We start from the raw sequence: 24706 nt of genomic DNA, 5'->3' as shown, positions 1-24706 counted from the left end.
TCTTCCTGCGGGCGGGACGCGCCCCTGACGGTCAGACCCAGCCCTCGCAGTACCAGTGGACTTCGTAGATCGGCCCCGGATCGGGACGTTCCCGGACTCGGATCTTCTTGAAGGACGGGTAGTGCCAGGCGCAGACCACCTGGAGATCAAGGCGCTGCAGGCCGCCCGCCGAGTCTTCGCACCACCACTCGCGGCCCCCGTCCGTGTAGGTGACGGTCTTTCCGGACTCGCCGCAGTAGTCGTCCATGCGGTCGAGTCCACCGATCTCGCGCCAGTGCCCGGGGGTCGGCGTATCAGTCGGCGTGCTGTCGACCGTGGTCCTCGCGGTCGGCGTCGACGAGCCGGGCGGCGGGGTCGAAGCCAGCGCGTGCGGGTCACCGCTGGACCCGCCGTTCAGCGCGTAGACCGCCGTCGCCGTCGCACCGAGCGCGGCCAACGCCGCCGTCCCGGCGGCGACCGCCTTCCACCGCCGCGACCCCGCCCCACCCGCCCGCGCGCCGGACGGCACGACCAGGGTCGAGTCGGACGCGGTCGAGTCTGACGCGGTTGGGCGCACCCCAGGCGGCCGTAGCTCGGCCGGGTACGGCGCGGCCGGGCTCACCGCGTTCGGGTTCACCGTGGGCGGGCTCGCCGTGGGCGGGTACGGCGTCGTCGGGTTGGGTGCGGGCGGCCAGTGGCGGTGGACGAGGTCGACGGCCGCCGCCTGCGTCTCCCGCTCGCCCACGAGCCGGACGAGCAGGTCCTCGGCCGTGGGCCGCCGCTCGGGATCGGGATCGAGCGCGGCCCGGACCAGCGGCACGAGATCCGCGGGCACGCCCGTCAGGTCGTACTCGCCGTGCTGCGCCCGGACGGCCAGGACCGGCAGCGTCCCCGTACCGAACGGATTGCGGCCGGTCGCCGCGAACGCGACGAGCGTCCCCCACGAGAACACGTCGGCGGCGGTGCCGACCCGCCCGCCGAACGCCTGCTCGGGCGCAAGGTAACCGGGACTCCCGATGACGACGCCCGTCTGCGTGTGCTGGATCTGCGAGTCCAGAGCACGGGCGATTCCGAAATCAATCACGCGCGGCCCGTCCGCCGCGAGCAGCACATTGGCGGGTTTGAGGTCGCGATGAACCAGATGAACGGCATGGATCGCGGTCAGCGCCGCGGCCACTCCCGCGGCCAAACTCCGCAGCTCATCAGGCGGCAGCGCACCGTGCGCCTCGACATGGCGCGTAAGCGACGGCCCGTCGATGTACTCGGTGACCAGATAAGCGAGTCCGTCCGCCTCTCCGTGATCGAGTACCCGCGCGGTACAGAACGAAGCCACACGCTGCGCGTTCACCGCCTCCGCGTCGAACCGCGCCCGATACACCGGATCGCTGGCCAGCGCGGGACTGATCACCTTGACGGCGACCTTGCGCCCCGAGGGATCGAGCCCCAGGTAGACGACCCCCATCCCGCCCTCGCCGAGCCGTCCGAGCAACCGCCGTCCGCCAACGACCGAGGGATCGCCCGCCCCAAGCGGCCGCACCCCCGAAGACCACGAAGCCTCCGCCACCCCGCCCTCCCGCCGACGACCGCTCGCCCAGTTCCCCGAGCACTCGGAACCGTCCGTCCGGGACGCTTCACAGCCCCGCGCGAACTCGAGCCCCGCGCCGACGATTCTCCACCGAACTCAACCGCCGCCCCCTACCAATTCTCGAGCCCACCACCATTCCGGACCACTCGTCAGAGACTTCTAGCCAGCCCGAAAACAAGTCCACAGCGCAGTGAAGATGCGTCACCTCGCACGGGAGCCGTTGAAGACCGTCCCGTCGAAGACACCGCCCGTGGGGACGCCTCCCACAAGCGACGCGTCACAGCACGGCCAGCGCCTCCAACGCGGGCAGCGCCGCCGCCAGGGCTTCCCGCTGGTCGGCGGGGAGTTCCGCGATCCGGGCGGTGAAGAACGCGGACCGGTCCGCGCGGAGCCGGGCGAGCCAGGCGCGGCCCTCGTCGGTGATGGTGAGGAGGCAGGCGCGGCGGTCGGCGGGGTCGGCGGTGCGTTCGATGAGGCGCAGTTCCTCCAGCCCGGCGACGACGCGGCTCTGGGTGGGGGCGCGGACCCCCTCGGCCTCGGCGAGGTCGACGAGCCGGACGGGGCCGAGCGACTCGACGGCCGCGAGCGTCGACACCTGTCCGATGGTCAGCGCCTGCGGGGTGTGGCGGCGCGCGCGGCGGTGGAGCCGCCCGAGCGCGATGCGCAGGCGTTCGGCGAGTTCGAGGTCGGCGGGCGGCACGCCCGGCTCGGCGCCGGGCGTGCGGCCGTCGGTGGCGGCGTTCACGACGTTCATGATTCGCCCACGGTAACCGCCTTCCGCTGCTCGGCGTCCTTCTCCTCGTGTACGTATTTGCCGCCGCGCAGCAGCGACGCGACGACGGCGAGCAGCGTGATGCCGATGGCGAGGCCGAAGACGATCACCAGGCCGTGGTGGAACGGTCCGGAGATGAGGTCGGGGAAGTAGGAGTGCCCGGTGAGCGTGTCGCGGTCGGCGGCGCTGATCTCGTTGAGCGATCCGGTGGGCGCGAGCAGGCTCTCGATCGGGTTGTAGCCGAGGAACGCGGCGAACAGCGTCCCGACCGGCGGCAGGTGCCCGATCTGGTTGGCGACGTCGGGCCGGACGCCGTGCTGGGTCAGTCCGTTGGTGAGCGTGTTCGGCAGGGTGTTGGCGAGGCCCGCGATCATCATCGAGAAGAACACGCCGATGGACAGGACCATCCCGGCGTTGGTGAACGTCGCCGTCATCCCGGACGCGACGCCGCGCTGGTTCGCGGGGACGGAGTTCATGATCGCCGCCGAGTTCGGGGCCGCGAACAGCCCGGAGCCCGCGCCGTTGAGGAAGATCAGCAGCGCGAACGCCCAGTACGGGAAGTCGGTCGGGATCAGCAGCAGGCCGAGGAAGGAGCACGCGGCGAGCAGCAGTCCGCCGGAGGAGAAGACCCGCGCGCCGTACCGGTCGGACAGGTAGCCCGACAGCGGTCCCGCGACGAGGAATCCGACCGTCAGCGGGAGCAGGTAGATGCCCGCCCACAGCGGCGTGTCCTCGTACTCGTAGCCGCGCAGCGGGAGCCAGATGCCCTGCAGCCAGATGATCAGCATGAACTGCATGCCGCCGCGCGAGATGGCGGTGAGCAGGCCCGCGCCGTTCCCGGCCGCGAAGGCGCGGATGCGGAACAGGTCGAGGTGGAACATCGGGCTCGGGACCTTGGTCTCGATGATGCAGAAGACCACGAGCACGGCCGCGCCGCCGATGACCCCGGCGAGGACCCACGGGTTCGTCCAGCCCATCGAGTGGCCGCCGTAGGGCTGGATGCCGTAGGTGACGCCCGCGAGGAGCGCGGTGAGGCCGATCGCGAACGTCGCGTTGCCGAGCCAGTCGATGCGCGCGCCGGGGTTGCGGCGGCCGGTGTCCTTGAGGGAGACATAGGCCCAGATCGTCCCGGCGATGCCGATGGGCGCGGAGACGAAGAAGACGAGCCGCCAGTTGACCTCGCTGAGCAGGCCGCCCGCGACGAGGCCGAGGAAGCTGCCCGCGATGCCCGCGACCTGGTTGACGCCCATCGCCATGCCCCGGCGGTGGGACGGGAACGCGTCGGTGAGGATGGCGGCGGAGTTGGCCATGAGCATCGCGCCGCCGATGCCCTGGAAGACGCGCCAGGCGATCAGCCACAGCGCTCCCCCGCCGCCCTGGAACGGGTCGAGCGCGAGGACGAGCGTCCCGATCGTGAAGACCGCGAACCCGGCGTTGTACATGCGGACGCGGCCGAACAGGTCGCCGAGGCGTCCCAGCGTCACGACGAGGACGGCGGAGACGAGCATGTAGCCCATCAGGATCCACAGCAGGTAGCTGACGTTGCCCGGCTCGAGCGGGTCCAGATGGATGCCGCGGAAGATGGCCGGCAGCGAGATGATCACGATGGAGGAGTTGACGGTCGCGAGGAGCATGCCGAGCGTCGTGTTGCTCAACGCGACCCAGTGATAGTGCTTCGTCGGCACAGGTCATCCTTCGAGGGGATTTACTTGCTTGTGCTAACTAACCTATCGAGTCGCGCCGTAGCGACAAAACCCCCTTTCGTCCGCATCCGGTCAACGTGGCACGCGCCACAGCGCCCGCCAAGGTGAGAAATAGTCACATTCTTCCCAATTCGGAAAGATGCTCGGCTCAGTCCTCCGGCCGTTCGGGCACGACGCGGACGCGCCGGGTGAACAGATGGTTCTTGTCCGCGCGGCTGCCCGGCGTCCGCCCGCTCCCCCAGCCGACGATCCGCCGGTACGCGCCCAGCGCGGGGCCGAGCGCGGCCTCGTCGGCGTGCGGGGAGCCCGGCGGCGCCGGGTCGCTGAACGGCGCGACGTACAGCGCGTCGGTCGGGCAGTGCGCCTCGCACATGAAGCACGTCTGGCAGTCGCCCTGCCGGGCGATGACCGGGACGCCGTCCGGACCGCGCTCGAACACGTCGGTCGGGCAGACCTTGACGCACACGTCGCACGCGACGCACCGCGCCGCGCTCACCACCTCGATCACGCCAGCGCCCCCGGGCTCTCGTGGACGGGATCGGCCGACCACGGGACGGGCGGCGGCCCGAGCCGGGGGTCGGCGGGCGGCTCGGGCGCCGTCCACGGCTCGTCCAGGCCGCCGGTGAGAATGCGGTGCTCGTACTCGTCGCGGGTCGGCGCGCCGACGAGCCGGTGGAGGCCGCGCGACTCGTCGCGGGCGAGCGCGGCCCGGTACGACCAGCGGGCGTGCGCGGTCAGCGCGGCGGCCTGCCGGGCGCGCAGCCGGTCCCGGCCCGTCCCGGCGACGCCCTCCGCCGCGACCCGCCGCCACAGCGCGTCGAGCCGGGCCAGGGAGCGGCGCAGCCCGGCGCGGGTCCGGAAGTAGTTGCGGTCGAGCGGCAGCACCTCGGCCTGGACGGCCGCGACGACCTCCGCCGGGTCGAGCGCGCCCGGTTCCAGCCCGGCCCGGCCGGCGGGGACGGCGCGCGGCCGGGCGCGGCCCGCCCCGAACCGGGCCGCGCCCGCACCCGCCCACGTCCCGGACGAGATCGCCCACGCGCCGTTGTACGCGCCGCCGCCGCTGACCGCGCCCGACACCGGCTCGCGCGTCGCGACGTCGCCCGCCGCGAACAGGCCGGGCACGGTCGTCGCGCAGTCGTCGGCGACGATCCGCAGCCCGCCGGTGCCGCGCACGGTGCCCTCCAGCACCATCCGCACCGGGTACCGGTCGCGGAACGGGTCGATGCCCGCCTTGTCCAGCGGCAGGAAGTAGTTCGGCTGCGCCTCCCGCATCGCCGCCCGCAGGTCGCGGGGCGCGCGGTCCAGCCGCGCGTACACCCGCTCGCCCGCCGCGAGCAGCTCCGCGACGCGCGTCCGGGCGGTGAGCGGGTCGGGGACCTCGACCTCCGCGCCGTCCTCGGTCGTGTACGTCGCGAACTGCATCATCAGGCCCTTGGTGTGCGCGCCGTGCGCCGGGGACAGCGCGTACGCGGCGGAGAACTCCATGCCCGACAGCTCCGCGCCCAGCTCGGCGGCCATGAGGTGCCCGTCGCCGGTGTCGACGTTCGTGCCGAACGCGCCGGACAGGAACGCGCAGCCGCCGGTGGCCAGGACGACCGCGCCCGCGCGGACCGTCCACGGCGCGGCGGCCCGCTGCCGCGCGAGTCCGGCCGCGCCCGCGACGACGCCCCAGTCGTCCACGAGGAGCCGCAGCGCCGGGTGGTGGTCGAGGATCGTCACGCCGGAGCGGTGGACGCGGCGGCGCATCCGCTTCATGTACTCCGGTCCCTGGAGACTGCCGCGCAACTGGACGCCGTCCTCCTCCGGGAACGGGTAGCCCCACGCCGCGAGGTCGTCGACGCGGCGGTACGTCTCGTCGAGGACGCGGGCCATCCAGCGCCGGTCGGCGAGGCGGCCGCTCTGCTCGAACCGGGACTCGACGGCGCGGGCGCGCGCGTCGCCCGGACCGTCCGGCGGCAGGTACCAGAGGTTGTTGCCGCCGGACGCGGTCGGCCCGCTGGTCCCGCAGTAGCCCTTGTCGGCGAGGACGACGCGCGCCCCGGCCGAGGCGGCGGCGAGCGCCGCCCACGTCCCGGCGGGTCCGCCGCCGAGGACGAGGACGTCGGTGTCGAGCGCGCCGGTCACGGCCGTGCCCCCGGCGCGATCCAGGAGTCGATCGTGAAGTCCTTCTCGATCAGCTTCTGCTGGACCAGGAACTTCTTCGTCCCCTCCAGTAGCTTCAGCCCCTGCGCGGGAAACGGCTCGTCGGGGAGTTGCGTCTTCAACGTGGTCTTCAGCGTGACGTCGGGTTCGTAGCCGCCGATCTTCGCGGCGAACGCGGTGTAGGCGGGCCAGTTCGCCTTTGCCGTCCGCACGGCCTCGTTCTGCGCCTCCTGCCACACGCGAACGATCTTCGGGTGGCCCGCGAGGTACTTCTCGGTGACCACGGTCGCGGACGTGCCGAGCAGGTCGGGATGGTCGCGCGACGCGACGTCGATGGACCGGTACCCCTTCTTCTCCTCCCCGACCTGGTCGGCGGACACCAGCGCGCCCGCGTCGATCGAGCCCTTCTCCAGCGCCGCGATGATCGCCGGCGTGTACATGTGGATGATCTGCTTCGGCTTGATCCCCTGCTGTTCGAGCGCGCCGAGCAGGTACCGGTGGATGTAGGAGCCGACCTGGACGGCGACCTTCTTGCCCTGCAGATCCTTGAGCGACGTCGGGCCGCCGTTCTTCTTGGCGAGGACGGCGGCGTCGAGGTTGACCTGGCTGAACGAGATCAGCCGGGTCGGCAGGCCCTTGCCGCGCGCGACGAGCGCGGGCGTGTCGCCGTAGACGCCGAGGTCGAGCGAGCCGCCCGCCAGCGCCTGGTTCAGGTCCGGGCCGTTCGGGAACGTCGCGACCTGGATTTTGGTGATCCCGGCCGCCTTCAGCTCGGGCAGCAGCCCGCCGCGCTCGTTCAGGAAGCCGGTCGCGCCGTTGAGCCGGTTGCCGGCGCCGGAGCCGATCACGCCGATGCGGAGCGTCCCGCCTCCGCCGTCCGCCTCGGAGGTGCCGCACGCCGAGGCGGCCAGGACGAGCAGGCCGGCGGCCAGGACGCGGGGGAACGCGAGTTTCACGGTGGTGCCTTTCAGGAGGTGAGGGGCGGGCCGGAGCGGTTCAGCGCGGGCCCGACGGCGAGCCGGGCGCCGGGCGTGCGGCCCCGGCCCCAGCCGATCTGCCGCCGGTACGCGCCGAGCGTGCCGGCGGCGGCGAGCGCGCGCTCGTCGGGCGGTTGCGGCAGCGGGTGCGAGCGCGGATCGACGAACAGCGCGTCGACCGGGCAGTACGCCTCGCACAGGAAGCAGGTCTGGCAGTCGTCCTGCCGCGCGATGGACGGGACGCCGTCCGCGCCCGTGTCGAAGACGTTCGTCGGGCAGACCTCGACGCACTTGTCGCAGCCGACGCAGCGCTCCCGCGAGACGATCTCGATCACGGCGCCACCGCCGCGACGGCCGTCTCCGGGCGGGTCCAGATCTCGTCGAGACCGCCGGTGACCAGGCGGAAGTGCTGGGCCGGGTCCGCGCCGGGCCGGTCCTCGCGCTTGTGCATGCCGCGCGTCTCGGTGCGGGCGAGCGCGGCGCGGTACATCCAGCGGGCGTGCGCGGCCATCGCGGCGGCGGACCGGGCGCGCGCGCCGTCCACGCCGGCCCCGGCGAGCCCGTCGCGCAGTGCGCGCCAGGTGTCGTCCAGCGCGGCGAGCGCGGGCGCGAGCCGGTCGCCGTGCCGCAGGTAGTTCTTGTCATAGGGCAGCACCTCGGCCCGCACGGCGGCGGTGACCTCGCGATGGTCGAGCGCCGGGCGGCCCGCCGGGCGGATGCCCGCCGCGCCGAGCGGCCGCGTCCGCCGTCGAGCGGCCCCGCCGCCGAGCGCGGCCGCGTGCCGCGCCGCGCCCTGCCCGGCCCAGGTGCCCGACGACATCGCCCACGCGGCGTTGTGGCTGCCGCCGCCGGTGAAGCCGCCGCAGATCAGCTCGCGGGTCGCGGCGTCGCCCGCCGCGTACAGGCCGGGGACGGACGTCGAGCAGTCCGGTCCGGTGATCCGGATGCCGCCGGTGCCGCGCACGGTGCCCTCGGCGAGGAGCGTGACGGGGAACAGGTCGTGGAACGGGTCGATGCCCTGCCGGTCGAACGGCAGGAAGAAGTTGGGCTGCGCGAGCCGCATCGCGGCCCGCTCGTCGGGCGTCGCGCGGTCGATGCGGCACAGGACGGGCTCGTCCAGCAGCGTCCGGGCGATCACCGACCGGCCCTTCTGGCTGCCCGCGCCCTCCAGCACCGTCCCGTCCGCGCGGTAGAACGTCGCGAAGGAGTAGAACGCGGTCTTGGTGACGGAGGTGAACGCGGGCGCGATGGCGTACGCGTTGGAGAACTCCATCCCCGACAGCTCTGCGCCGGCCTCCGCCGCGAACAGCGCGCCGTCGCCGGTGTTGACGTCGCAGCCGAGCGCGCGGGACAGGAACGCGCAGCCGCCCGTCGCCAGCACGACCGCGCCCGCCCGGACGCGGAACTCCCCGCCCGCGCGCAGCCTGCGACCCGCCGCCCCGGCGACCGCCCCGGACCCGTCGGCCAGCAGCTCGGTCACCGGGCTGTGGTCGAGGACGCGCACGCCCGCCCGGCGGACGCGGACCCGCATCCGCCGCATGTACTCCGGGCCCTGCAGCCCGCGCCGGATCTGGCGGCCGTCCGGCCCGACCGGGAACGGGTACTTGGAGATCTCGGCCAGCTCGTTCATGTTCGCGTAGGTCTGGTCGAGGACCCGCGCCATCCAGGCGCGGTCCGCGAGGTGGCCGCCGAGGCCCTCGCGGCTGGCCATCGCCGCCTCGCGCGCGGCCGGGTCCGGCTCGACGTACCAGACGCCGGTCCCGGCGGCGGCCGTCGCGCCGCTCGTGCCGAGGTAGCCCTTGTCGGCGAGGACGACGTTCGCCCCGGCCTCGGCGGCCTTGACGGCGGCCCACGCCCCGGCGGGGCCGCCGCCCGCGACCAGGACGTCGGCGGTCAGGTCGGTGCCCGTGGCGGTGCTCGGATCGGTCATGTCGTCTCCTCCGGTTCGGCGGGCGCGGGGGGCGGGGCGACGCCGAGGCCGTCGAGCAGGTCGCGGCGCAGGGCGGTGAACCGGGGGTCCTCCAGCGAGCGGGGGCGCGGCAGCGCGACCGGGTACTCGCGGGCGATCCGGCCGCCGGACAGCAGCAGCGCGCGGTCCGCGAGCAGCAGCGCCTCCTCCACGTCGTGCGTGACGAGCAGGACGGCGGGCCGGTGCTCGGCCCACAGGTCCGCGACAAGCGCCTGCGCCTTCAGCCGGGTCAGCGCGTCCAGTGCGCCGAACGGCTCGTCGAGCAGCAGCAACTCGGGGGTGCGGACGAGCGCGCGGGCCAGTGCGACGCGCTGCGACTCGCCGCCGGACAGCGTGAGCGGCCACGCGTCGGCGCGCGCCGCCAGCCCGACCTCGGCGAGCGCCGCATCGGCGCGCCGCCGCAGGTCGCCGCCGCGCAGTCCGAGGACGACGTTCTTCCACACGCGGCTCCACGGCAGCAGCCGGTGCTCCTGGTAGACGACGGCGCGACGGTCGGGAACCCCGATGTCGCCGTGGCCCTCACCGTCCAGGCCCGCGAGCGCGCGCAGCAGCGTGCTCTTGCCCGTACCGCTCGCACCGAGGAGCGCGACGAACTCGCCGGGCGCGATGTCGAGGTCGACGCCGTCCAGGACGGTCCGGTCGCCGAAGACGCGGGTGAGTCCGCGCACCCGCACCCCGGCCGGGGCTTCGGTCGTGACGGCGGTCATCGCGCCACCAGTCCCTTCCGCCACGCGAGCGCGCGCCGCTCGACCACGCGGACGAACAGGTCGGTGGCGACGCCGAGCAGCGCGTAGACGACGAGCACCACGAACACGGTGTCCATCCGCATGAACTGGGTCGCCTGGTTGATGACGAACCCGATGCCCGAGCTGGTCGCGGACTGCTCGACCACGACGAGCGTCAGCCACGCGAGGCCGAGCGACTGCCGGAGTCCGACGAGGATCTGCGGCAGCGCGCCGGGCAGGATGACGCGCCGGATCAGCCCGAGTCGGCCGAGCCCGCAGGACCGCGCGGATTCCACGAGACGTTCGTCCACGCCGCGGATGCCGTGGAAGACGTTGATGTAGAGCGGGAACACCACGCCGACCGCGATCAGCCCGACCTTCGACGTCTCCCCGATCCCGAACCAGATGATGAACAGCGGGACGAGCGCGAGGTGCGGGAGCATCCGCAGCGCCTGGACGGGCGCGTCGATGACGTCCTCGCCGACGGTGAGCAGCCCGGCCAGGAGCCCGAGGCCCAGCCCGAGCGGCAGCCCGATCGCCAGGCCCTTGAGGACGCGGACGAGCGAGACGCCGAGGTTGGAGCCGAGTTCGCCGGAGCCGATCATCGCCGCGCCGCGGTCGAGGACCTGGCTGAGCGGGGGCGTCGTGCTGCCGAGCCAGCCGGCGCGCGCACCGACCTCCCAGAGCACGAGGACGGCGACGAGCCCGCTGATCTTGCGGGACCGGCGCAGCAGCGTTCGCAACGCGGTTCCGGTCCATGCCGGGACGGGCCGAACACCGGTCGGTGCGAGCGAGGAACGGGGTGGATCGAGCAGGTCTGTGGTCACGCGGGCACCTCCGGGGCGGCGACGCGATGCGGGGCGGTCGGGAGGAAGGGAAAGGGGCTCCGGCGAGGGGCGCCGGGCGAATGGAGCCGCGGATCAGGGCTCCGCGGTGCGAGGGGGACGGGTCAACAGCCCGCGCTGCACACGCGGAGCAGGTCGATGTGGCGCCTCGCCACCAGGACCGCCGTCGCGTTCATGCGCCTCAGGATGCACGCCGGGGGGCGCTCTGGGAAGACCCGAGAATCGGGCTTCACCTGCACGAACGGCACCCGGCGAGCGGACTTCTACACTAATCCTACCGATTTACCTGGGAATATGCCCGAGATGATCCGTTCTCGCGCTCGGCATCCCCGATCGAGAACGTTGCGCAAATCACACGTTTTCGGCTCCCGACCGAAAACACTCCGCGACCGCCCGCCCACCCGGCGTCCCCGAAAACGCCGACGCCCGACCCCCGCCAAGCGGGAGCCGGGCATCACGAACAAGCGCCGCGCTGATCAGCGCCCCAGCGAACGCCCGCCCGAACCAACCCGCGGAACCGCACGGCCAACGAACCGGTTCAGCCGCCAGCCGCCCGGGTTCAGCGTTCGCCGGACCAGTTCGACGGCCGTCGAGCCGGTCCGGCACTCGCCGGACCGGCTCGACGGCCGAACAACGCGGGTCAGCGGCCAAGGGCGCCGGTTCGGCGCTCAGCGGCCGAACGCGCCGGTTCGGCGGTTGAGTGGGCCGGTTCAGCAACTCAACGACGCGGTTCAGCGACCGGCCTGGTCCAGCCGCTCAACGAACCGGTTCGAGGGCGCGCCGCGAGTACGCGCGCACGTCGGCGTCGGCGTCGTCGCGCACGGCCCGCAGCGCCGCCGCGACGTCGGCCCGGTCCGCCCAGCGCGTGAGCGCGAGCACGGCGGCCTTGCGGACGTCGGCGTGCGGATCGTCGAGGGCCTTCACCAGCGGCGCGGCGGCCGTGTCGGGCGGCGCGGCGGCCAGGCCCCGCGCCGCGCCGACCCGGACCTCCCAGGCCGCGTCGTGCAGCGCGGCGAGCGCCGCCGCGTCGAGCGGCGGCGGGCAGCCGATGCCCGCGCACGCCTCCAGCGCGGCGGCGCGGACGAGCGGATCGGCGTCGGCCGCCAGCGCCGCGACCGCCCCGGCGGCGGCCGGATCGCCGACCGCGCCGAGGCCGTGCGCGACATGGACGCGCACCTCCCGGTTAGCGTCGCCCGCCACCTCCGCGATGCCCGCCGCGTCATCCAGAGCCAACAACCCCCGCACCGCCTGGAGGCGGACGCGGTGGTCGGCGTCCGCCCGCGCGGCCCGGAAGGCGGCGCGGTCGCCGAGCCCGAGCGCGCGCAGCACGTCCAGCACGGCCGCGCGCACGACGGCGTCCGGCGAGGCCAGCGGCGGCGTCAGCGCGGCACGGACGGCGTCGGACGCGGGCAACACCTCCACCAGTTCACGCAGCGCCGTTGCGGCGGCGTGCCGCACCGAGCCGTGCGCGTCACCGAGCGCCCCGGCCAGCAGCGCGGCGGTCCCGTCCGGCACGACCTCGGTGACCGTGGCGACGGCCGCGCGCCGCACCTTCGGGTCGGCGTCGGCGAGGTAGGGCGCGAGGTCGTCGGCGGACGGCGCGGATTCGGCGAGCGCCAGCAGTTCCAGCATCCGGGGCGACCGCGCGACCGCCGACGCGCGCCGCTCCCCGCGCCGCGCCGCCGAGGCGGACGCCGCCGGGGCCGCCGCGCCGAGCTGAACCGGCTCGGTCCCGTGGTCGGGGACGTCGATGCCGTCCACGTCCACCAGGTAGGGGGCCACGGGACGCTTCAGGAACTCCATCGCCCCGTCCGCGCGCCTCCGCAGGTTGAGGTGGTAGAACCAGGCCGCGTCGTCGCGTTCGGGCAGGTCGGCGCGGTCGTGGTAGAGCCCCCAGCGGCTCTCGGTGCGGGTCAGCGACGCGCGCGCCGCCATCTCGGCGCAGTCGCGGATGAACGTGACCTCGGCGCAGCGCATCAGCTCGTGCGGGGTCCGCGCGCCCATCGCGGCGATCTCGCCGCGCATCCGGTCGAACGCCTCGACGGCGATCTCCAGCTTGCGGGCGGTCTTGGCGGGCGCGACGTAGTCGTTGACGAACCGGCGCAGCTTGTACTCGACCTGCGGCTGCGGCGGCCCGTCCGGGTTGCGCAGCGGCCGGTAAACGAGCTCGTGTGCGGCGGCGACCTGGTCCTCGTCGAGCGGCCCGGCCGCGTCGTGCCGGGCGCTGAACGCGGCCGCGTCCTCGCCCGCGAGGTCGCCGAACACGAACGCGCCGATCATGTAGTTGTGCGGGACGCACGCCAGGTCGCCCGCCGCGTACAGGCCGGGGACGGTGGTGCGCGCGTGCTCGTCCACCCACACGCCGGACGCCGAGTGCCCGCCGCACAGCCCGATCTCGGAGATGTGCATCTCCACGTCGTGCGTCCGGTAGTCGTGGCCGCGGCCGGCGTGGAACGTCCCGCGCGTGGGCCGCTCGGTGGAGTGCAGGATGCCCTCCAGCTCGGTCAGCGTCTCGTCGGGCAGGTGGCTGAGCTTGAGGTAGATCGGGCCGCGCGCCGAGTCGATCTCCCGGCGGACCTCGGCCATCATCTGGCCCGACCAGTAGTCGCAGTCGACGAACCGGTCGCCCTCGGCGTTCACCTGGTAGCCGCCGAACGGGTTCGCGACGTACGCGCACGCGGGGCCGTTGTAGTCCTTGATGAGCGGGTTGATCTGGAAGCACTCGATGCCGCTCAGCTCGGCTCCGGCGTGGTACGCCATCGCGTAGCCGTCGCCCGCGTTCGCGGGATTCTCGTACGTCCCGTACAGGTAGCCGCTGGCGGGCAGGCCGAGCCGCCCGCACGCGCCGGTCGCGAGGATCACCGCGCCGGCCGAGACCGTCACGAACTCGCCCGAGCGGGTGTCGAACCCGGCCGCGCCGACCGCGCGGCCGTCGCGCGTCAGCACCCGCACGGGCATCACGCGGTTCTCGATGGTGATGCGCTCGCGCATCTCCCGCCGCCGCAGGACGCGGTACAGCACCTTCTTGACGTCCTTGCCCTCCGGCATCGGCAGGACGTAGCTGCCGGACCGGTGGACGCGCCGGACCGCGTACTCGCCGTGCGCGTCCTTCTCGAACTTGACGCCGTACCCCTCCAACCGCTTCACCATCGCGAAGCCGCGCGTGGCCGTCTGGTGGACGGTCCGCTGGTTCACGATGCCGTCGTTGGCGCGGGTGATCTCGGCGACGTAGTCCTCCGGCGTCGCCCGTCCGGGGATGACGGCGTTGTTCACGCCGTCCATGCCCATCGCGAGCGCGCCGGAGTGCCGGACGTGCGCCTTCTCCAGCAGCAGCACGCGCGCGCCGCGCTCGGCGGCGGTGATCGCGGCCATCGTCCCGGCGGTGCCGCCGCCGACGACCAGCACGTCGCAGGTCAGCTCGCGGCGCTCGGTGAGGGGTGGGGTCTCCATCAGGCGGCCTCTTCTCCGGTGGCGGGGGCGCCGAGCGCGGCGAGGACCTGCGCGCGGCGGGCGGGGTCGGACGTCGCGGAACGCGGGTTGGGGATCTCCTGCTCGACGCCGGCCGGCCCGAGGACGACGATCCGCTCCCCAAGAAGCAGCGCCTCGTCGACGTCGTGGGTGACGAACACGACCGTGGCGGGCGCGTCCGCGAGCACGTCGAGCAGGAGCCGCTGCATGGCGGCGCGGGTCTGGGCGTCCAGCGCGCCGAACGGCTCGTCCATGAGCAGCGCGCGGGGGCGGGCCGCCAGGGCGCGGGCGAGCTGGACGCGCTGCCGCATGCCGCCCGAGAGCTGGCGCGGGAGCCGCCGCCCGGCGTCGGCGAGCCCGACGCGGGCCAGCCACGCGTCCGCGTCGGCGCGGCGGCGGTCGCGGGGCACGTTCCGGATGGCGAGCGGAAGTTCGACGTTGCGGCGCGCGGAGCGCCACGGCAGCAGCGCGTCGTCCTGGAAGACCAGCGCGCGGTCGGGCGACGGCCCGGCGACAGGCGCACCGTCGGCCATGACCGCGCCGGCGGTCGGCGGCAGGAGTCCGGCGAACGCGCGCAGCAGCGTGGACTTGCCGCAGCCGGACGCGCCGACGACGGCCAGGAACTCGCCGGGGCGGACCGCCAGGTCGAGGCCCGTGCAGACGGCGCGGCCGCCGTAGCCGAGCGTCGCGCCCTCGGCGCGCAGGGACAGCGGGGTCATCGGCGGCCCTCCTCGCCGGGCAGCCACCGCGTGGCGCGGCGGCCCACGAGTTCCACGACGCCGGACGTCACCCGGCCGAGCACGCCGATCGTGATCATCCCGACGAGGACGCCGGGGTAGTCGACGATCGTGTACGCCTGCCACGTCCGGTATCCGACGCCGAAGTCGCCGGAGATCATCTCGGCGGACACCACGCAGATCCACGCGACGCCCATCCCGACCGACAGGCCCCCGAAAACACCCGGCAGCACCCCGGGCAGGACCACCGAGGCGAGCACCCGCGCCCGTCCGCCGCCGAGCGTCCGCACCGCGTCCTCCCAGACGGGCGGCAGCGCGCGGACGGCGTGCCGCGTGCTGACGACCACGGGGAAGAACGCCGCGACGAACGTGATGAACACGATCCCCTGCTCGTTGCGCGGGAACAGCAGGATCGCCACCGGCACCAGCGCGATGGCCGGGACGGGCCGGACGATCTCCAGCAGCGGCCCGAGCAGGTCGTTCGCCCACCGCGACCGCGCGACGGCGACGCCGACCGCGACGCCGAGGACGGCGGCGAGCGCGAACCCGGACGCGATCCGCACGACGCTCTGCGCGACGTCCAGGTAGTACTGGCCCGTCCGGAGCTGGCGGCCGAACTCGCGGGCGACGTCCGCCGGCCCGGGGAACCGGTCGAACCGCACCCACAGGCGCGCGTTCGCGGCGGTGAGGACCTGCCACAGCGCGACGGCCGCGACCACGGACCCGGCGCGCACCGGCCAGCGGAGCCGCGCCCGCCCGCGGTCCGCCGCGGGACCGGGCGCGACGGCCACGCGCTTCTCGTCGTCGAGTGCGAGCGTCACGCGGCCTTCACCGCCTCCGCGTACTCGACGGGCGTCGCGGCCGCGTGCGCGCCGCGGTACGCGTCGGCCGTCTGCCGCGTCGCGAACGGCAGGTACCGGTCGCCGTCGCGGAGCCACACCATGCGGTCGGCGAACCAGCGGGTACCGGTGACCGCGTCGGGGGCGTAGACGGCGCGGACCTTCTTCCCGGCCGCCTCGTAGGCGCGGACACCGCGCAGCAGGCAGGTCGGGTCGGCGGCCGGACGGGTCGTCTCCTCGCCGGTCAGCCAGATCTCGCCCGCCGTCGCGGGGTCCTTCACCCGCTTCCGGCACGTCTCGTCGGTGCCTGTGATGGCGGCCGGGTTGGCGGTGGACGCGGCGGCCCGGTCGTAGTCCGCGCCGTACGCGCGGCGGATGTAGGACTCTTCGACGAACGAGTCCAGGTTCACCGGCTGCTGCAGCACGCCGATCGACTTCAGGAACGGGACGTCGTGCCGCAGCGCGTCGGTCAGCGGCTTCTTCAGCGTGGTGTCGAACGTCGCCTGCCCGCCCGCGCCGTTGTAGAGGTACACGGTCTCGGCGGGCAGACCGGTCGTCCGCGCAACGGACTCGGCGGCTTGCAACGGGTGCTGGTGCAGGTACTCGGTGGCGTCGATCTGCGCCTTCAGGAACGCCTGGAGCACGTCGCCGCGCTGCTCGGCGAAGCTCCTGCGGACGACGACGCCGTGGAACGTCGGGACGTCGAGGTCTCCCCCGTCGTACAGCAGCCGCGCCCGCCCTTGGTTCACGAGCAGCCCCGGCCACGCCACGAACTGCGCGAGCCCGGCGGCTTTACCGCTCTCCAGCGCGGACGCCCCCACGGACGGCTGCTGGTTCTCGACCTTCACGGACTTCGCCGGGTCCAGGCCGTCCTTCTTCAACGCCTGGACGAGCGTGCCGTGGCCCGCCGACCCGACGCTCGCCGAGACCGTCTTGCCCTTGAGGTCGCGCAGCGACGCGTACGGGGCGTCCTTCGCGACGACGATCCCGTTGAGCGAGCCCCGCAGGTTGTAGCCGGTGGTGGAGACGAGCACCGTGCGCGCGTCCCCGCCCTGCGCCTGCGCCCGCGCCCCGTTGATGAGGAGCGGGTAGTCGCCCATCGAGCCGATGTCGATCTTCCCGGCGAGCATCTGCGCGGTGATGGGCGCGCCCGTGTCGTAGTCCTGCCAGACCACCTTGTACTTGCGTCCGAGCCGCTTCTCGAACAGGCCGAGCGTGCGCAGCAGCGTGCCCGCCGTGACGGTGTTGATGGTCTTGGACTGGTAGCCGACGACGACGGTCGTCGCGCCGCCGCCCGCGTCGGCGTTGCCCGCGACCGAGCAGCCGGCGGCGGCCAGCGCCGCCGCGAGGATCGTGAGGAGTCGTTTCACCGTGGTCTCTCAGCGCAGCAGGTAGGGGATGTTCACGGTGACCGCGCCGGTCGGGCAGCGGTCGGCGCACGGGCCGCAGTACCAGCACTCGTCCACGAACATGTGGGCCTTGCCGGTCTCGGGGTCGAGCGCGAGCGAGTCGAGCGGGCATACGTCGATGCACAGCGTGCAGCCGTCGATGCACAGGGACTCGTCGACGGTGACGGGCACGTCGGCGCGGTTCTCCACAAGGGACATGACGCGGGCTCCAGTCGTTGCGGGGCAGGGCGGGGCCACCGCGCGGCGGCGGGGTCCCGAAGGCGGCTCTTTTCGGCGCGGGTCAGCGGTCGGCGGCGGTGCGGCGCAGGGTGCCGCTCATCGCGATGCGGTCGCCGCGGAAGCGGATGTACTCCAGGTCGACGGGACGCCCGTCGGCGAGCCGGGTGAGGCGCTCGGCCATGAGCAGCGCCGTCCCGCGCGGGGCTTCGAGCACCGCCGCGGAGTGCGGGTCGGCGTTGACGGCCTCCATCGTCATCTCGGCGGTGCCGAGCGGCTGCCCGGACAGCCGCTCCAGCAGCACGAACACGTCGTTGTGGACCAGGTCTTCGCGCAGCAGCGGCTCACCGAGGTCGCGGACGAGGTACGTCAGGTCCAGCGAGAACGGGACGCCGCCGATGCGCCGCAGCCGCTCGACGTACACGACGGGCTCGCCGGGCGGCAGGCACAGCCGGTCGCTGATCTCCTTCGGCGGCGTGAACGACCCGGTGGTGCGGACTTCGTTGGTGACCTCCCCGTGGCCCTTCAGCGTCTCGCCGAGGCCCAGCAGACGCTCGAACCCGTGCGTGTACTTCTCCGCCACGACGACGCTCCCGACGCCCGGGCACCGTTCAATGAGCCCTTCGCCGCGCAGCAGGTCGAGCGCGTCGCGGACGGCGTTGCGGGACGTCCCGAACTCCCGGACGAGCCGGTTCTCGGCGGGCAGGACGCCGTCCGCGAACGCGCCGTTGACGACCTGCCGGCGCAGGACGTCCGCGACCTGCCGGGCGCGGTCGGCCCGGCGGCGGCGGGCGTCTCCGAGGTCGATCGCTGCCAAGTTCTCGCTGGTCACAGGCTAAACATACTTAATCGGTAGGCATACGTGAATACCTGGGCCGTTCCGCCACCCCATGCCCGGCGAAATCGCCCGCGACCAGCACGAACGCACCCACCCGACCACCTTCCGCCACCCGATCCCCGGCATGATCTTCAGAAAATGGATGCGAGGCCACAGAATGCACTCATGGACGAGCGCCGCGACCTGGGCCGCAGCAACGGCGAGCCTCCCGACCCGGACTTCCTCGAAAAGCTCGCACGGGGATACCAGGTCGACAACACCATGCTCGCCGTGAGCTTGTTCTTCTCTCTCCTGCTCACCGTCTGCGGGACGATCGGGCTGAACTGGCAGACCGTGTTCCCGTTCGCGGTGTTCCTCGCCCTGGTCCACGCCGCGCGCCGCTGCCTGCGCGACCGCCGCCGCCAGCGGGCCTGGCTGGTCGGGAGCGTGCTGTTCGTCGAGGACTTCCGCGGAATGGTCGCGAGGTGCGACCTGGCGACGCCCGACACGATCCGCATCGGCCGCACCGCGACGATCTCGCGCGGCACCCCGGTCTGGCTTCTCCTCGCCGCCCGCGACGCCGTCACCGGCACGCGAATCCGCTACATCCTGCGCGACACCGCGAACCGCCTCCCCCGCGAAGACTGCCTCCATCTCGCCGAGGCGATCGAGGCCGCCCCGGACCTCACCGGCGACGCCGCGCGCGTCGCCCGCGACCTACGCGAACTCCACCGCGACGGCTACGTCCGCGGCGAGTCCGAACGCGTCGACTGGTCCCACCGCCACCCGACCTGAACAGGTGGGACGGGGGTTCACTCCGACTCGCTCTCCGAGTTATCCACAGGGCTGGGACGAAGGTGCGGCGGGGTTGCCGGAACCGCTCTGCTGGGGGTGCCAACGGCGGAAGCGAGTGAAGGGAACGAAGCCATGCAAGGCGACACCGTCGAGCTCATCGTAGAGGGCCGGAACGGAGCGTCCCGGACGTTCAGGTTGACCGCCAGCCGGGCCGGCCACCGGATCGACGTCGCGACGCGCGACGGGAAGGTGGTGATCACCGAGGTCAAGCGGTCGGGGCGGGCGCTGCGCACCGTGCGGGTTCCGGAGGACCGCGTGCTGGCGATCGTCGAGTACCGCGACGAGGGGCGCGCCCTGCCGTCCGTCGAGACGGCCGCCGACGACGGGGCGGCCACGGACGCTGCGGCGCCCGTCGCCGCCGAGCCGACCGCGGACGGCGACCTTTCCGAGGCGCTGCCCGGCGGCGGACGGTGCGCCGCCTGCGCTGCCGCCGCCGGTGCAGCGCGGGACGAACCGGAGGCGGGCCTCCTTCTCATGGAAGAGATCCGGGAGAAGGGCAGTCGGCGCACCGAGAGCAAGAAGCGGCCGCGTCCGAAACGGAGACGGTAGACGGGCTTCGGGAGCGCAGTGAGTTCCGGAGCGAGGACTCACGTTGGTCGTCCCCAACAGGCGCACCGTTTGAAAAGCTCGCTGCGGCTGGCGGTTTCCTGCGGATGCCTGGGCGAACCGGGCGTCGTCCGCCTCTCAGACGTCGCCGAGGGCGGAGACGGCCTCGGGGGCGTAGCCCGCCGCGGCGAGCGGTGCGCGGACATCGGTCTCCAGGTCGGGCTTGTAGCCGAGCAGCACGTCAGCCGGACCCGTGAAGTCCACGGAACCGAGCGCGGCGGGCAGCAGCAGGCTCCGGCCGGGTTCCAGGACGCCGTCCCAGCCGCCCGACGCGATGCGGACGGGCGCGCCGACGTTGCTCAGGACGACGGCCGCCCGGAACGTGTGCCGCGCCGTCGCGCCCGCCGCCGCCCGCCAGCGTTCCAGCACGAAGTGCGGTCCGGCGGTGCAGAAGACGCGCTCGACGTCGTCCGCCATACGGACGGACAGGCCTGGGTGGAAGTCCGGACGGTGTTCCGGCTCCCATTCGGCGACCATCAGGTCGAGGGCGCGTTCGCGCTCGTCGCGGGCGACGGGCGAGCCGTCGAGATGCCAGTCCATCGCGGACTGCTGGATGTCGGAGGTCTGCTCGATCTCGTACACGAGCGTGTCCGACCCGAAGCTGTGGATCGTCCCGCCCGGCACGTAGAGCGTCTCCCCCGGCCGGACGGGCAGCCGCCGCAGCACCGCGTCGAAGTCTTCGCGCCGCAGCGCGTCGCGCAGGGTGTCGGCGTCGACGTCCGGTTTCGTTCCGGCGAGGGCCGTCGCGCCCGGCGGCGCGTCGATGATGTGCCACGCCTCGGTCTTGCCGTTGGGCTCCTGCTCGATGCGCCGGGCGGTCTCGTCGTCGGCGTGCAGGTGGACCGGGAGCGGGTCGGTCGCGTCGATGAACTTGGTCAGCACCGGGAAGCGCGCCCCCTGGCGGCCCGGGCCCATCAGCTCGACCGGGAAGTCCTCGGCGAGGCTGCGCAGCGAGCGTCCGGCGAGCGGCCCCTCGGTGACCTCCCCGACCCGCCCGTCGACATCGCTGACCTCCCAGGTCTCCGCGATCCGGGGCGGCGTCGACTCGTCCGGCGGCCGGCCGAGCCGGTCGGTGATCGCCGTCCCGCCGAACACGTGGGTCATGATCGGCGTGCTCAACCGCAGCGGATACCAGTCCATCGCGTGCCCCCTCATGGATGCCGCGCCCTCCAGACGCAACCGGATACATCCACCCGTTACCCGACGAAACGCCCGACATCCACGCCCGCAAGCCCCGACCACTGATCACCAGGGCATGACGTGCTCCGGAGGGAAACGATCCCCGCGCGCGGGTACCCGGACGGCGTGGAATTCGGATACTCGCTGCTCTGCGAGCAGACACCGCCCAAACAACTCATCACCGACCTGGTCGGAGCCGAGGAGGTCGGATTCGACTACTCGGTCATCTCCGACCACTACTTCCCGTGGATCGAGGACCTCGGGCACTCCGCGTACGCCTGGTCGGTGCTCGGCGCGCTCGCGCAGGCCACCGACCGCATCAAGCTGATGACGTTCGTGACGTGCCCGACGATGCGCTACCACCCGGCCGTCGTCGCGCAGAAGGCCGCGACGATGGGCATCCTGTCCGACGGCCGGTTCACGCTCGGCCTCGGGGCGGGCGAGAACCTGAACGAGCACATCATCGGGCGCGGCTGGCCGTCCGCCGACGTGCGGCACGAGATGTTCCGCGAGGCGCTGGAGATCATCCGGAGCCTCTTCGACGGCGGGTTCGTCAACTACCGGGGCGACCACTTCCGCGTCGACTCCGCCAAGCTCTACGACCTGCCCGAACGGCGCGTGCCGATCGGCGTGGCCGCGTCCGCCGGGCGCGCCGGGCGGATCGCCGCCGACTACGCGGACGCGCTGATCTCCGACCAGCCCGTCGCGGACGTCGTGCGGGACTTCAAGTCCGGCGGCGGCGACGGCAAGCCGGTCTACGGGCAACTCCCGCTCGCCTACGGCGCCGATCCGGACGAGGCGCGGCAGCGCGCGTACCGGCTGTGGCGGTGGGGCACCGCGGGCTGGAAGGTGATGTCGGAGCTGCCCGGCCCGACGAGCTTCGCGGCGAGCGCGAAGACCGTCCGGCCGGAGGACGTCGCCGAAGCCGTGCCGAGCGGCGACGACGTCCAGAAGTACCTGGACACGGTCCAGACCTGGGCCGACGCGGGGTTCACCCACCTGTCGTTCTGCCAGGTCGGAGCCGATCACCAGGAGGACTTCCGGCGTTGGGCGGCGGCCGAACTGCTGCCCGCGCTCCGCGAGCGGTTCGGCTGACCGCCGGGGCCCGGCGGCGCGGCACCGCCGGACCCGGCCGGATCACAGGATCGGCTTGCCGCCCGTGACGGCGATGCGCGCGCCCGACACGTAGCTGCCCTCGTCGCTGGCGAGCAGCACGTAGACGGGGGCGAGCTCGGCCGGCTGCCCGGGACGTCCGAGCGGCGTGTCCGTGCCGAACGACTCGACCTTGTCCGGCGGCATGGTCGACGGGATGAGGGGCGTCCAGATCGGCCCCGGCGCAACGCTGTTGACGCGGATGCCGCGCGGCCCGACGAGCTGCGCGAGCGCGGCGACGAAGTTGGCGACGGCCGCCTTCGTGCAGTCGTACGGAAGCAGCGTCGGCACTGGCATGTCGGAGTTGACCGACGTCGAGGCGATGATCGACGATCCCGCCTTCATGTGCGGAAGCGCGGCCTTGCAGAGGTGGAACATCGCGGAGATGTTCGTGGCGAACGTGCGGTCCCACTCCTCGTCGGGGATGTCCTCCAGGTTCTCGCGCGTCATCTGGTACGCGGCGTTGTTGACGAGGACGTCGATGCGCCCGAACTCGTCGACGGCGCGCGCGACGACCGACCGGCAGTGCGCGGGGTCCCGCAGGTCGCCGGGCACGAGGACGGCCTTCTGCCCCGCGTCCTCGACCAGCCGCGCGGTGTCGGCGGCGTCCTCGTCCTCGTCGAGGTAGGAGATGAGGACGTCGGCGCCCTCGCGCGCGAAGGCGATGGCGACGGCGCGGCCGATGCCGCTGTCCCCGCCGGTGATGACGGCGGCCTTGCCCACCAGGCGCTTGGACCCCTGGTAGCTGTCCTCGCCGCTGTCGGGCTTGGGGTTCATCGCCTGTTCGGTTCCGGGCGGCGTCTGCTGCTGCGCGGGCTGGCCCATTGATCGCACCTCCGTGAGACGGCGTCGTGTCCTCGCCCGTTACCCGATCGAACGGATCTCATCGGCGGTCGCGACGGGCGGGATCGGGTAGGGGCGCGGCATGAGTGCTTCAGCGGAGGGCGCGGCGGCGTTCGTGCCGCCGGACGCCGGTCTGGACGAGCTCCGGCGCGCGGCGGACGGGTGCCGGGGCTGCGCGCTGTACGAGGACGCGACGCAGACCGTCTTCGGCGAAGGCGGCGCGGGCGCGCGGGTCGTGCTCGTCGGGGAGCAGCCCGGCGACCGCGAGGACGTGGAGGGCGAGCCGTTCGTCGGCCCGGCGGGGCGCGTCCTCGACCGGGCGCTGGCGGAGGCCGGGATCGAGCGCGGCGACGCCTACGTCACGAACGCGGTGAAGCACTTCAAGTTCCAGCGGGCCGAGCGGGGAAAGCGGCGGCTGCACCGCAAGCCCGGCCTGACCGAGATCCGCGCGTGCCGCCCGTGGCTCGTCGCGGAGCTGCGCGCGCTGCGGCCCGAGGTGGTCGTCGCGCTCGGTGCGACGGCGGCGCAGGCGATGCTCGGGCCGTCGTTCCGGGTGACGCGGGAGCGCGGTGTCGCGCTGCCGTTCCCGCCGTTGGACGTCCTCGGGACGCGGGAGGCCGCGGACGCCGGTGCAGGCGAAGGACGCATCGTCGCGACCGTCCACCCGTCGGCGGTGCTGCGCGCCGAGGACCGCGACGCCGTTTACGCGGGGTTCTGCGCGGACCTGACGGTCGCCGCGCGCCTGCTCGCGTAACGGCGACCCGCATGCGGTGGTCGCGGTCGGGTACGCGGGGGTCGGTCCACACAAACCACGGGAGAGGGAGCGTCCCATGTCAAACCCGCAGGAACCCGCCATGCGCAGGTCGGAGCAGACGAGCGTCACCGACCAGCCGCCGCCGCAGACGACGCAGCCGAAGGGCACGCGCCGGCGCCGCCATCCGCACGGGACCGACAAGGGAGCCAAGGGCGGCGGCCAGGGCGGCGGTGTGCCGCCCGGCCAGCGCCCGCCGCACCCGAGCTGACCGGTTCCCCGCCCGGCCCGCGGCGGGCGGGTCGGCGCACCGCCGGGGCGCCCGGTGTGGGACGGTTCCCGCAGCAGTGATCGTCCACGGCTGGGAGAACCGCATGACCGAAACGTCCGTCCGGCTGGAGTCCGACGGCGCCGTCCGGCACCTCGTCCTCGACGCGCCCGCCCGCCGCAACGCGCTCACCTCGGCGATGCTCGGCGAGCTGTCCACCGCCATCGCGGCCGTCGCGGACGATCCGGACGCGCGGGCGCTCGTCGTCCGCGCCGAGGGCAGGGCGTTCTGCGCGGGCGCGGACGTCACCGCCCTGTTCGGCGACCTGTCCCGGCCGACCGGTGCGATTCGCGACGACCTCAAGCAGGTCTACGCGTCGTTCCTCGGCCTCGCGGACCTGGCCGTCCCGACGATCGCGGCGGTGGACGGCGTCGCGGTCGGCGCGGGCGCGAACATCGCGCTGGCCTGCGACATGGTCGTCGTCGGGCCGCGCGCGAAGTTCGCGATCACGTTCGCGGACATCGGCCTGCACCCCGGCGGCGGCGCGACCTGGTTCCTGACGTCGCGGCTGGGCGGCCACCGGGCGATGGCCACGATCCTGGACGCCGAGACGATCGACGCCGACCGGGCGATGGAGTTCGGCCTGGCGACGCGCCGCGCCGACGACCCGGTCGCGGCGGCGACGGAACTGGCGCGGCGCTGCGCCGAGCGCGACCCGGCGCTGGTGCGGGACGTCAAGCGGGCGGTCCACCTGGCGCAGACCGGCTCGCTGCCGTCCGTGGTCGAGTTCGAGTCGTGGGCGCAGGCCGCGTCGCTGGGACGGCCCGCCTTCGCCCGCTACGTCGAGGACTTCCGCGCCCGGTGACGGA

24 protein-coding genes are annotated in these 24706 nt (G+C 73.6%); 6 read left to right on the top strand and 18 right to left on the bottom strand.

Features of this window, described 5'->3' with window-relative positions; all coding sequences use genetic code 11:
* Positions 1-31: 31 nt before the first annotated feature.
* From G339_RS39735 to G339_RS0105810, 16 genes are all read right to left on the bottom strand, one after another.
* The gene (locus G339_RS39735; protein WP_051107778.1) at positions 32-1468 is read right to left on the bottom strand and encodes a serine/threonine-protein kinase; all 1437 of its coding nucleotides are present in this window, start codon (positions 1466-1468) and stop codon (positions 32-34) included.
* Positions 1469-1841: 373 nt separating this feature from the next.
* A complete protein-coding gene (locus tag G339_RS38565) occupies positions 1842-2318 on the bottom strand; it encodes a MarR family winged helix-turn-helix transcriptional regulator (protein WP_019630156.1) in 477 nt (158 codons plus the stop codon).
* The gene (locus G339_RS0105880; RefSeq protein ID WP_019630155.1) at positions 2315-4021 is read right to left on the bottom strand and encodes an MFS transporter; all 1707 of its coding nucleotides are present in this window, start codon (positions 4019-4021) and stop codon (positions 2315-2317) included. Before G339_RS0105880 ends, G339_RS38565 begins: the two co-directional genes overlap by 4 nt.
* 166 nt (positions 4022-4187) lie before the next feature.
* Positions 4188-4547 carry a 4Fe-4S dicluster domain-containing protein gene (locus tag G339_RS32725; protein WP_019630154.1) on the bottom strand — a complete coding sequence of 120 codons (360 nt, stop codon included), beginning with the start codon at positions 4545-4547 and terminating at the stop codon, positions 4188-4190.
* Positions 4544-6163: an FAD-binding protein gene (locus G339_RS32720; RefSeq protein ID WP_019630153.1), complete on the bottom strand. Its 1620-nt coding sequence runs from the start codon at positions 6161-6163 to the stop codon at positions 4544-4546. Before G339_RS32720 ends, G339_RS32725 begins: the two co-directional genes overlap by 4 nt.
* Entirely contained in the window at positions 6160-7137 is a 978-nt protein-coding gene (locus G339_RS0105865) for an ABC transporter substrate-binding protein (RefSeq protein WP_019630152.1), read from the bottom strand. Before G339_RS0105865 ends, G339_RS32720 begins: the two co-directional genes overlap by 4 nt.
* 11 nt (positions 7138-7148) lie before the next feature.
* The gene (locus G339_RS0105860; RefSeq protein ID WP_019630151.1) at positions 7149-7493 is read right to left on the bottom strand and encodes a 4Fe-4S dicluster domain-containing protein; all 345 of its coding nucleotides are present in this window, start codon (positions 7491-7493) and stop codon (positions 7149-7151) included.
* Positions 7490-9088, bottom strand: a complete 1599-nt coding sequence (locus tag G339_RS0105855) for an FAD-dependent oxidoreductase (protein WP_019630150.1) — start codon at positions 9086-9088, stop codon at positions 7490-7492. The genes G339_RS0105860 and G339_RS0105855 overlap by 4 nt, the downstream gene beginning before the upstream one ends.
* Positions 9085-9834, bottom strand: a complete 750-nt coding sequence (locus G339_RS0105850) for an ABC transporter ATP-binding protein (RefSeq protein ID WP_019630149.1) — start codon at positions 9832-9834, stop codon at positions 9085-9087. The genes G339_RS0105855 and G339_RS0105850 overlap by 4 nt, the downstream gene beginning before the upstream one ends.
* The gene (locus G339_RS0105845) at positions 9831-10679 is read right to left on the bottom strand and encodes an ABC transporter permease (RefSeq protein ID WP_026341176.1); all 849 of its coding nucleotides are present in this window, start codon (positions 10677-10679) and stop codon (positions 9831-9833) included. The genes G339_RS0105850 and G339_RS0105845 overlap by 4 nt, the downstream gene beginning before the upstream one ends.
* 774 nt (positions 10680-11453) lie before the next feature.
* A complete protein-coding gene (locus G339_RS0105835; RefSeq protein WP_019630146.1) occupies positions 11454-14147 on the bottom strand; it encodes a fumarate reductase/succinate dehydrogenase flavoprotein subunit in 2694 nt (897 codons plus the stop codon).
* A complete protein-coding gene (locus tag G339_RS0105830) occupies positions 14147-14884 on the bottom strand; it encodes an ABC transporter ATP-binding protein (protein WP_019630145.1) in 738 nt (245 codons plus the stop codon). Before G339_RS0105830 ends, G339_RS0105835 begins: the two co-directional genes overlap by 1 nt.
* Positions 14881-15723 (bottom strand): ABC transporter permease, encoded by an 843-nt coding sequence (locus G339_RS0105825; protein WP_019630144.1) that lies wholly within the window; start codon positions 15721-15723, stop codon positions 14881-14883. Before G339_RS0105825 ends, G339_RS0105830 begins: the two co-directional genes overlap by 4 nt.
* Positions 15720-17111 (bottom strand): ABC transporter substrate-binding protein, encoded by a 1392-nt coding sequence (locus G339_RS0105820; RefSeq protein ID WP_019630143.1) that lies wholly within the window; start codon positions 17109-17111, stop codon positions 15720-15722. Before G339_RS0105820 ends, G339_RS0105825 begins: the two co-directional genes overlap by 4 nt.
* A 9-nt stretch (positions 17112-17120) precedes the next feature.
* Complete coding sequence (locus G339_RS0105815; protein ID WP_026341175.1) at positions 17121-17348, bottom strand: 4Fe-4S dicluster domain-containing protein; 228 nt, start codon at positions 17346-17348, stop codon at positions 17121-17123.
* Between the two features lie 82 nt (positions 17349-17430).
* Positions 17431-18198 carry a GntR family transcriptional regulator gene (locus G339_RS0105810; protein WP_026341174.1) on the bottom strand — a complete coding sequence of 256 codons (768 nt, stop codon included), beginning with the start codon at positions 18196-18198 and terminating at the stop codon, positions 17431-17433.
* 171 nt (positions 18199-18369) lie between these two features.
* Here G339_RS0105810 and G339_RS0105805 point away from each other — a divergent pair, with 171 nt between their 5' ends.
* A complete protein-coding gene (locus G339_RS0105805; protein ID WP_019630140.1) occupies positions 18370-18978 on the top strand; it encodes a hypothetical protein in 609 nt (202 codons plus the stop codon).
* Positions 18979-19110: 132 nt separating this feature from the next.
* Positions 19111-19587 carry a hypothetical protein gene (locus tag G339_RS36460; protein WP_019630139.1) on the top strand — a complete coding sequence of 159 codons (477 nt, stop codon included), beginning with the start codon at positions 19111-19113 and terminating at the stop codon, positions 19585-19587.
* Between the two features lie 135 nt (positions 19588-19722).
* On the opposite strand, the gene G339_RS0105795 is transcribed toward G339_RS36460, so the two are convergent.
* A complete protein-coding gene (locus G339_RS0105795; protein WP_019630138.1) occupies positions 19723-20784 on the bottom strand; it encodes a class I mannose-6-phosphate isomerase in 1062 nt (353 codons plus the stop codon).
* Positions 20785-20949: 165 nt separating this feature from the next.
* Here G339_RS0105795 and G339_RS0105790 point away from each other — a divergent pair, with 165 nt between their 5' ends.
* Positions 20950-21918, top strand: coding sequence for a TIGR03557 family F420-dependent LLM class oxidoreductase (locus tag G339_RS0105790; protein ID WP_019630137.1), 969 nt, complete (start codon positions 20950-20952; stop codon positions 21916-21918).
* Positions 21919-21960: 42 nt separating this feature from the next.
* On the opposite strand, the gene G339_RS0105785 is transcribed toward G339_RS0105790, so the two are convergent.
* On the bottom strand, positions 21961-22800 hold the full coding sequence (locus tag G339_RS0105785) for an SDR family oxidoreductase (RefSeq protein WP_019630136.1): 840 nt from the start codon (positions 22798-22800) through the stop codon (positions 21961-21963).
* Between the two features lie 100 nt (positions 22801-22900).
* On the opposite strand from G339_RS0105785, the gene G339_RS0105780 reads away from it, so the two are divergent.
* From G339_RS0105780 to G339_RS0105770, 3 genes are all read left to right on the top strand, one after another.
* On the top strand, positions 22901-23572 hold the full coding sequence (locus G339_RS0105780) for a UdgX family uracil-DNA binding protein (RefSeq protein WP_026341173.1): 672 nt from the start codon (positions 22901-22903) through the stop codon (positions 23570-23572).
* Between the two features lie 100 nt (positions 23573-23672).
* On the top strand, positions 23673-23840 hold the full coding sequence (locus tag G339_RS0105775) for a hypothetical protein (protein WP_019630134.1): 168 nt from the start codon (positions 23673-23675) through the stop codon (positions 23838-23840).
* Positions 23841-23943: 103 nt separating this feature from the next.
* Positions 23944-24702: an enoyl-CoA hydratase gene (locus G339_RS0105770; RefSeq protein WP_026341171.1), complete on the top strand. Its 759-nt coding sequence runs from the start codon at positions 23944-23946 to the stop codon at positions 24700-24702.
* Positions 24703-24706: the final 4 nt, after the last annotated feature.

The organism is Actinomadura atramentaria DSM 43919 (assembly GCF_000381885.1).
Taxonomy (GTDB): domain Bacteria; phylum Actinomycetota; class Actinomycetes; order Streptosporangiales; family Streptosporangiaceae; genus Spirillospora; species Spirillospora atramentaria.
The sequence above is the reverse complement of the archived record's forward strand: the minus strand, read 5'-3'. Positions and strand labels throughout refer to the sequence as shown.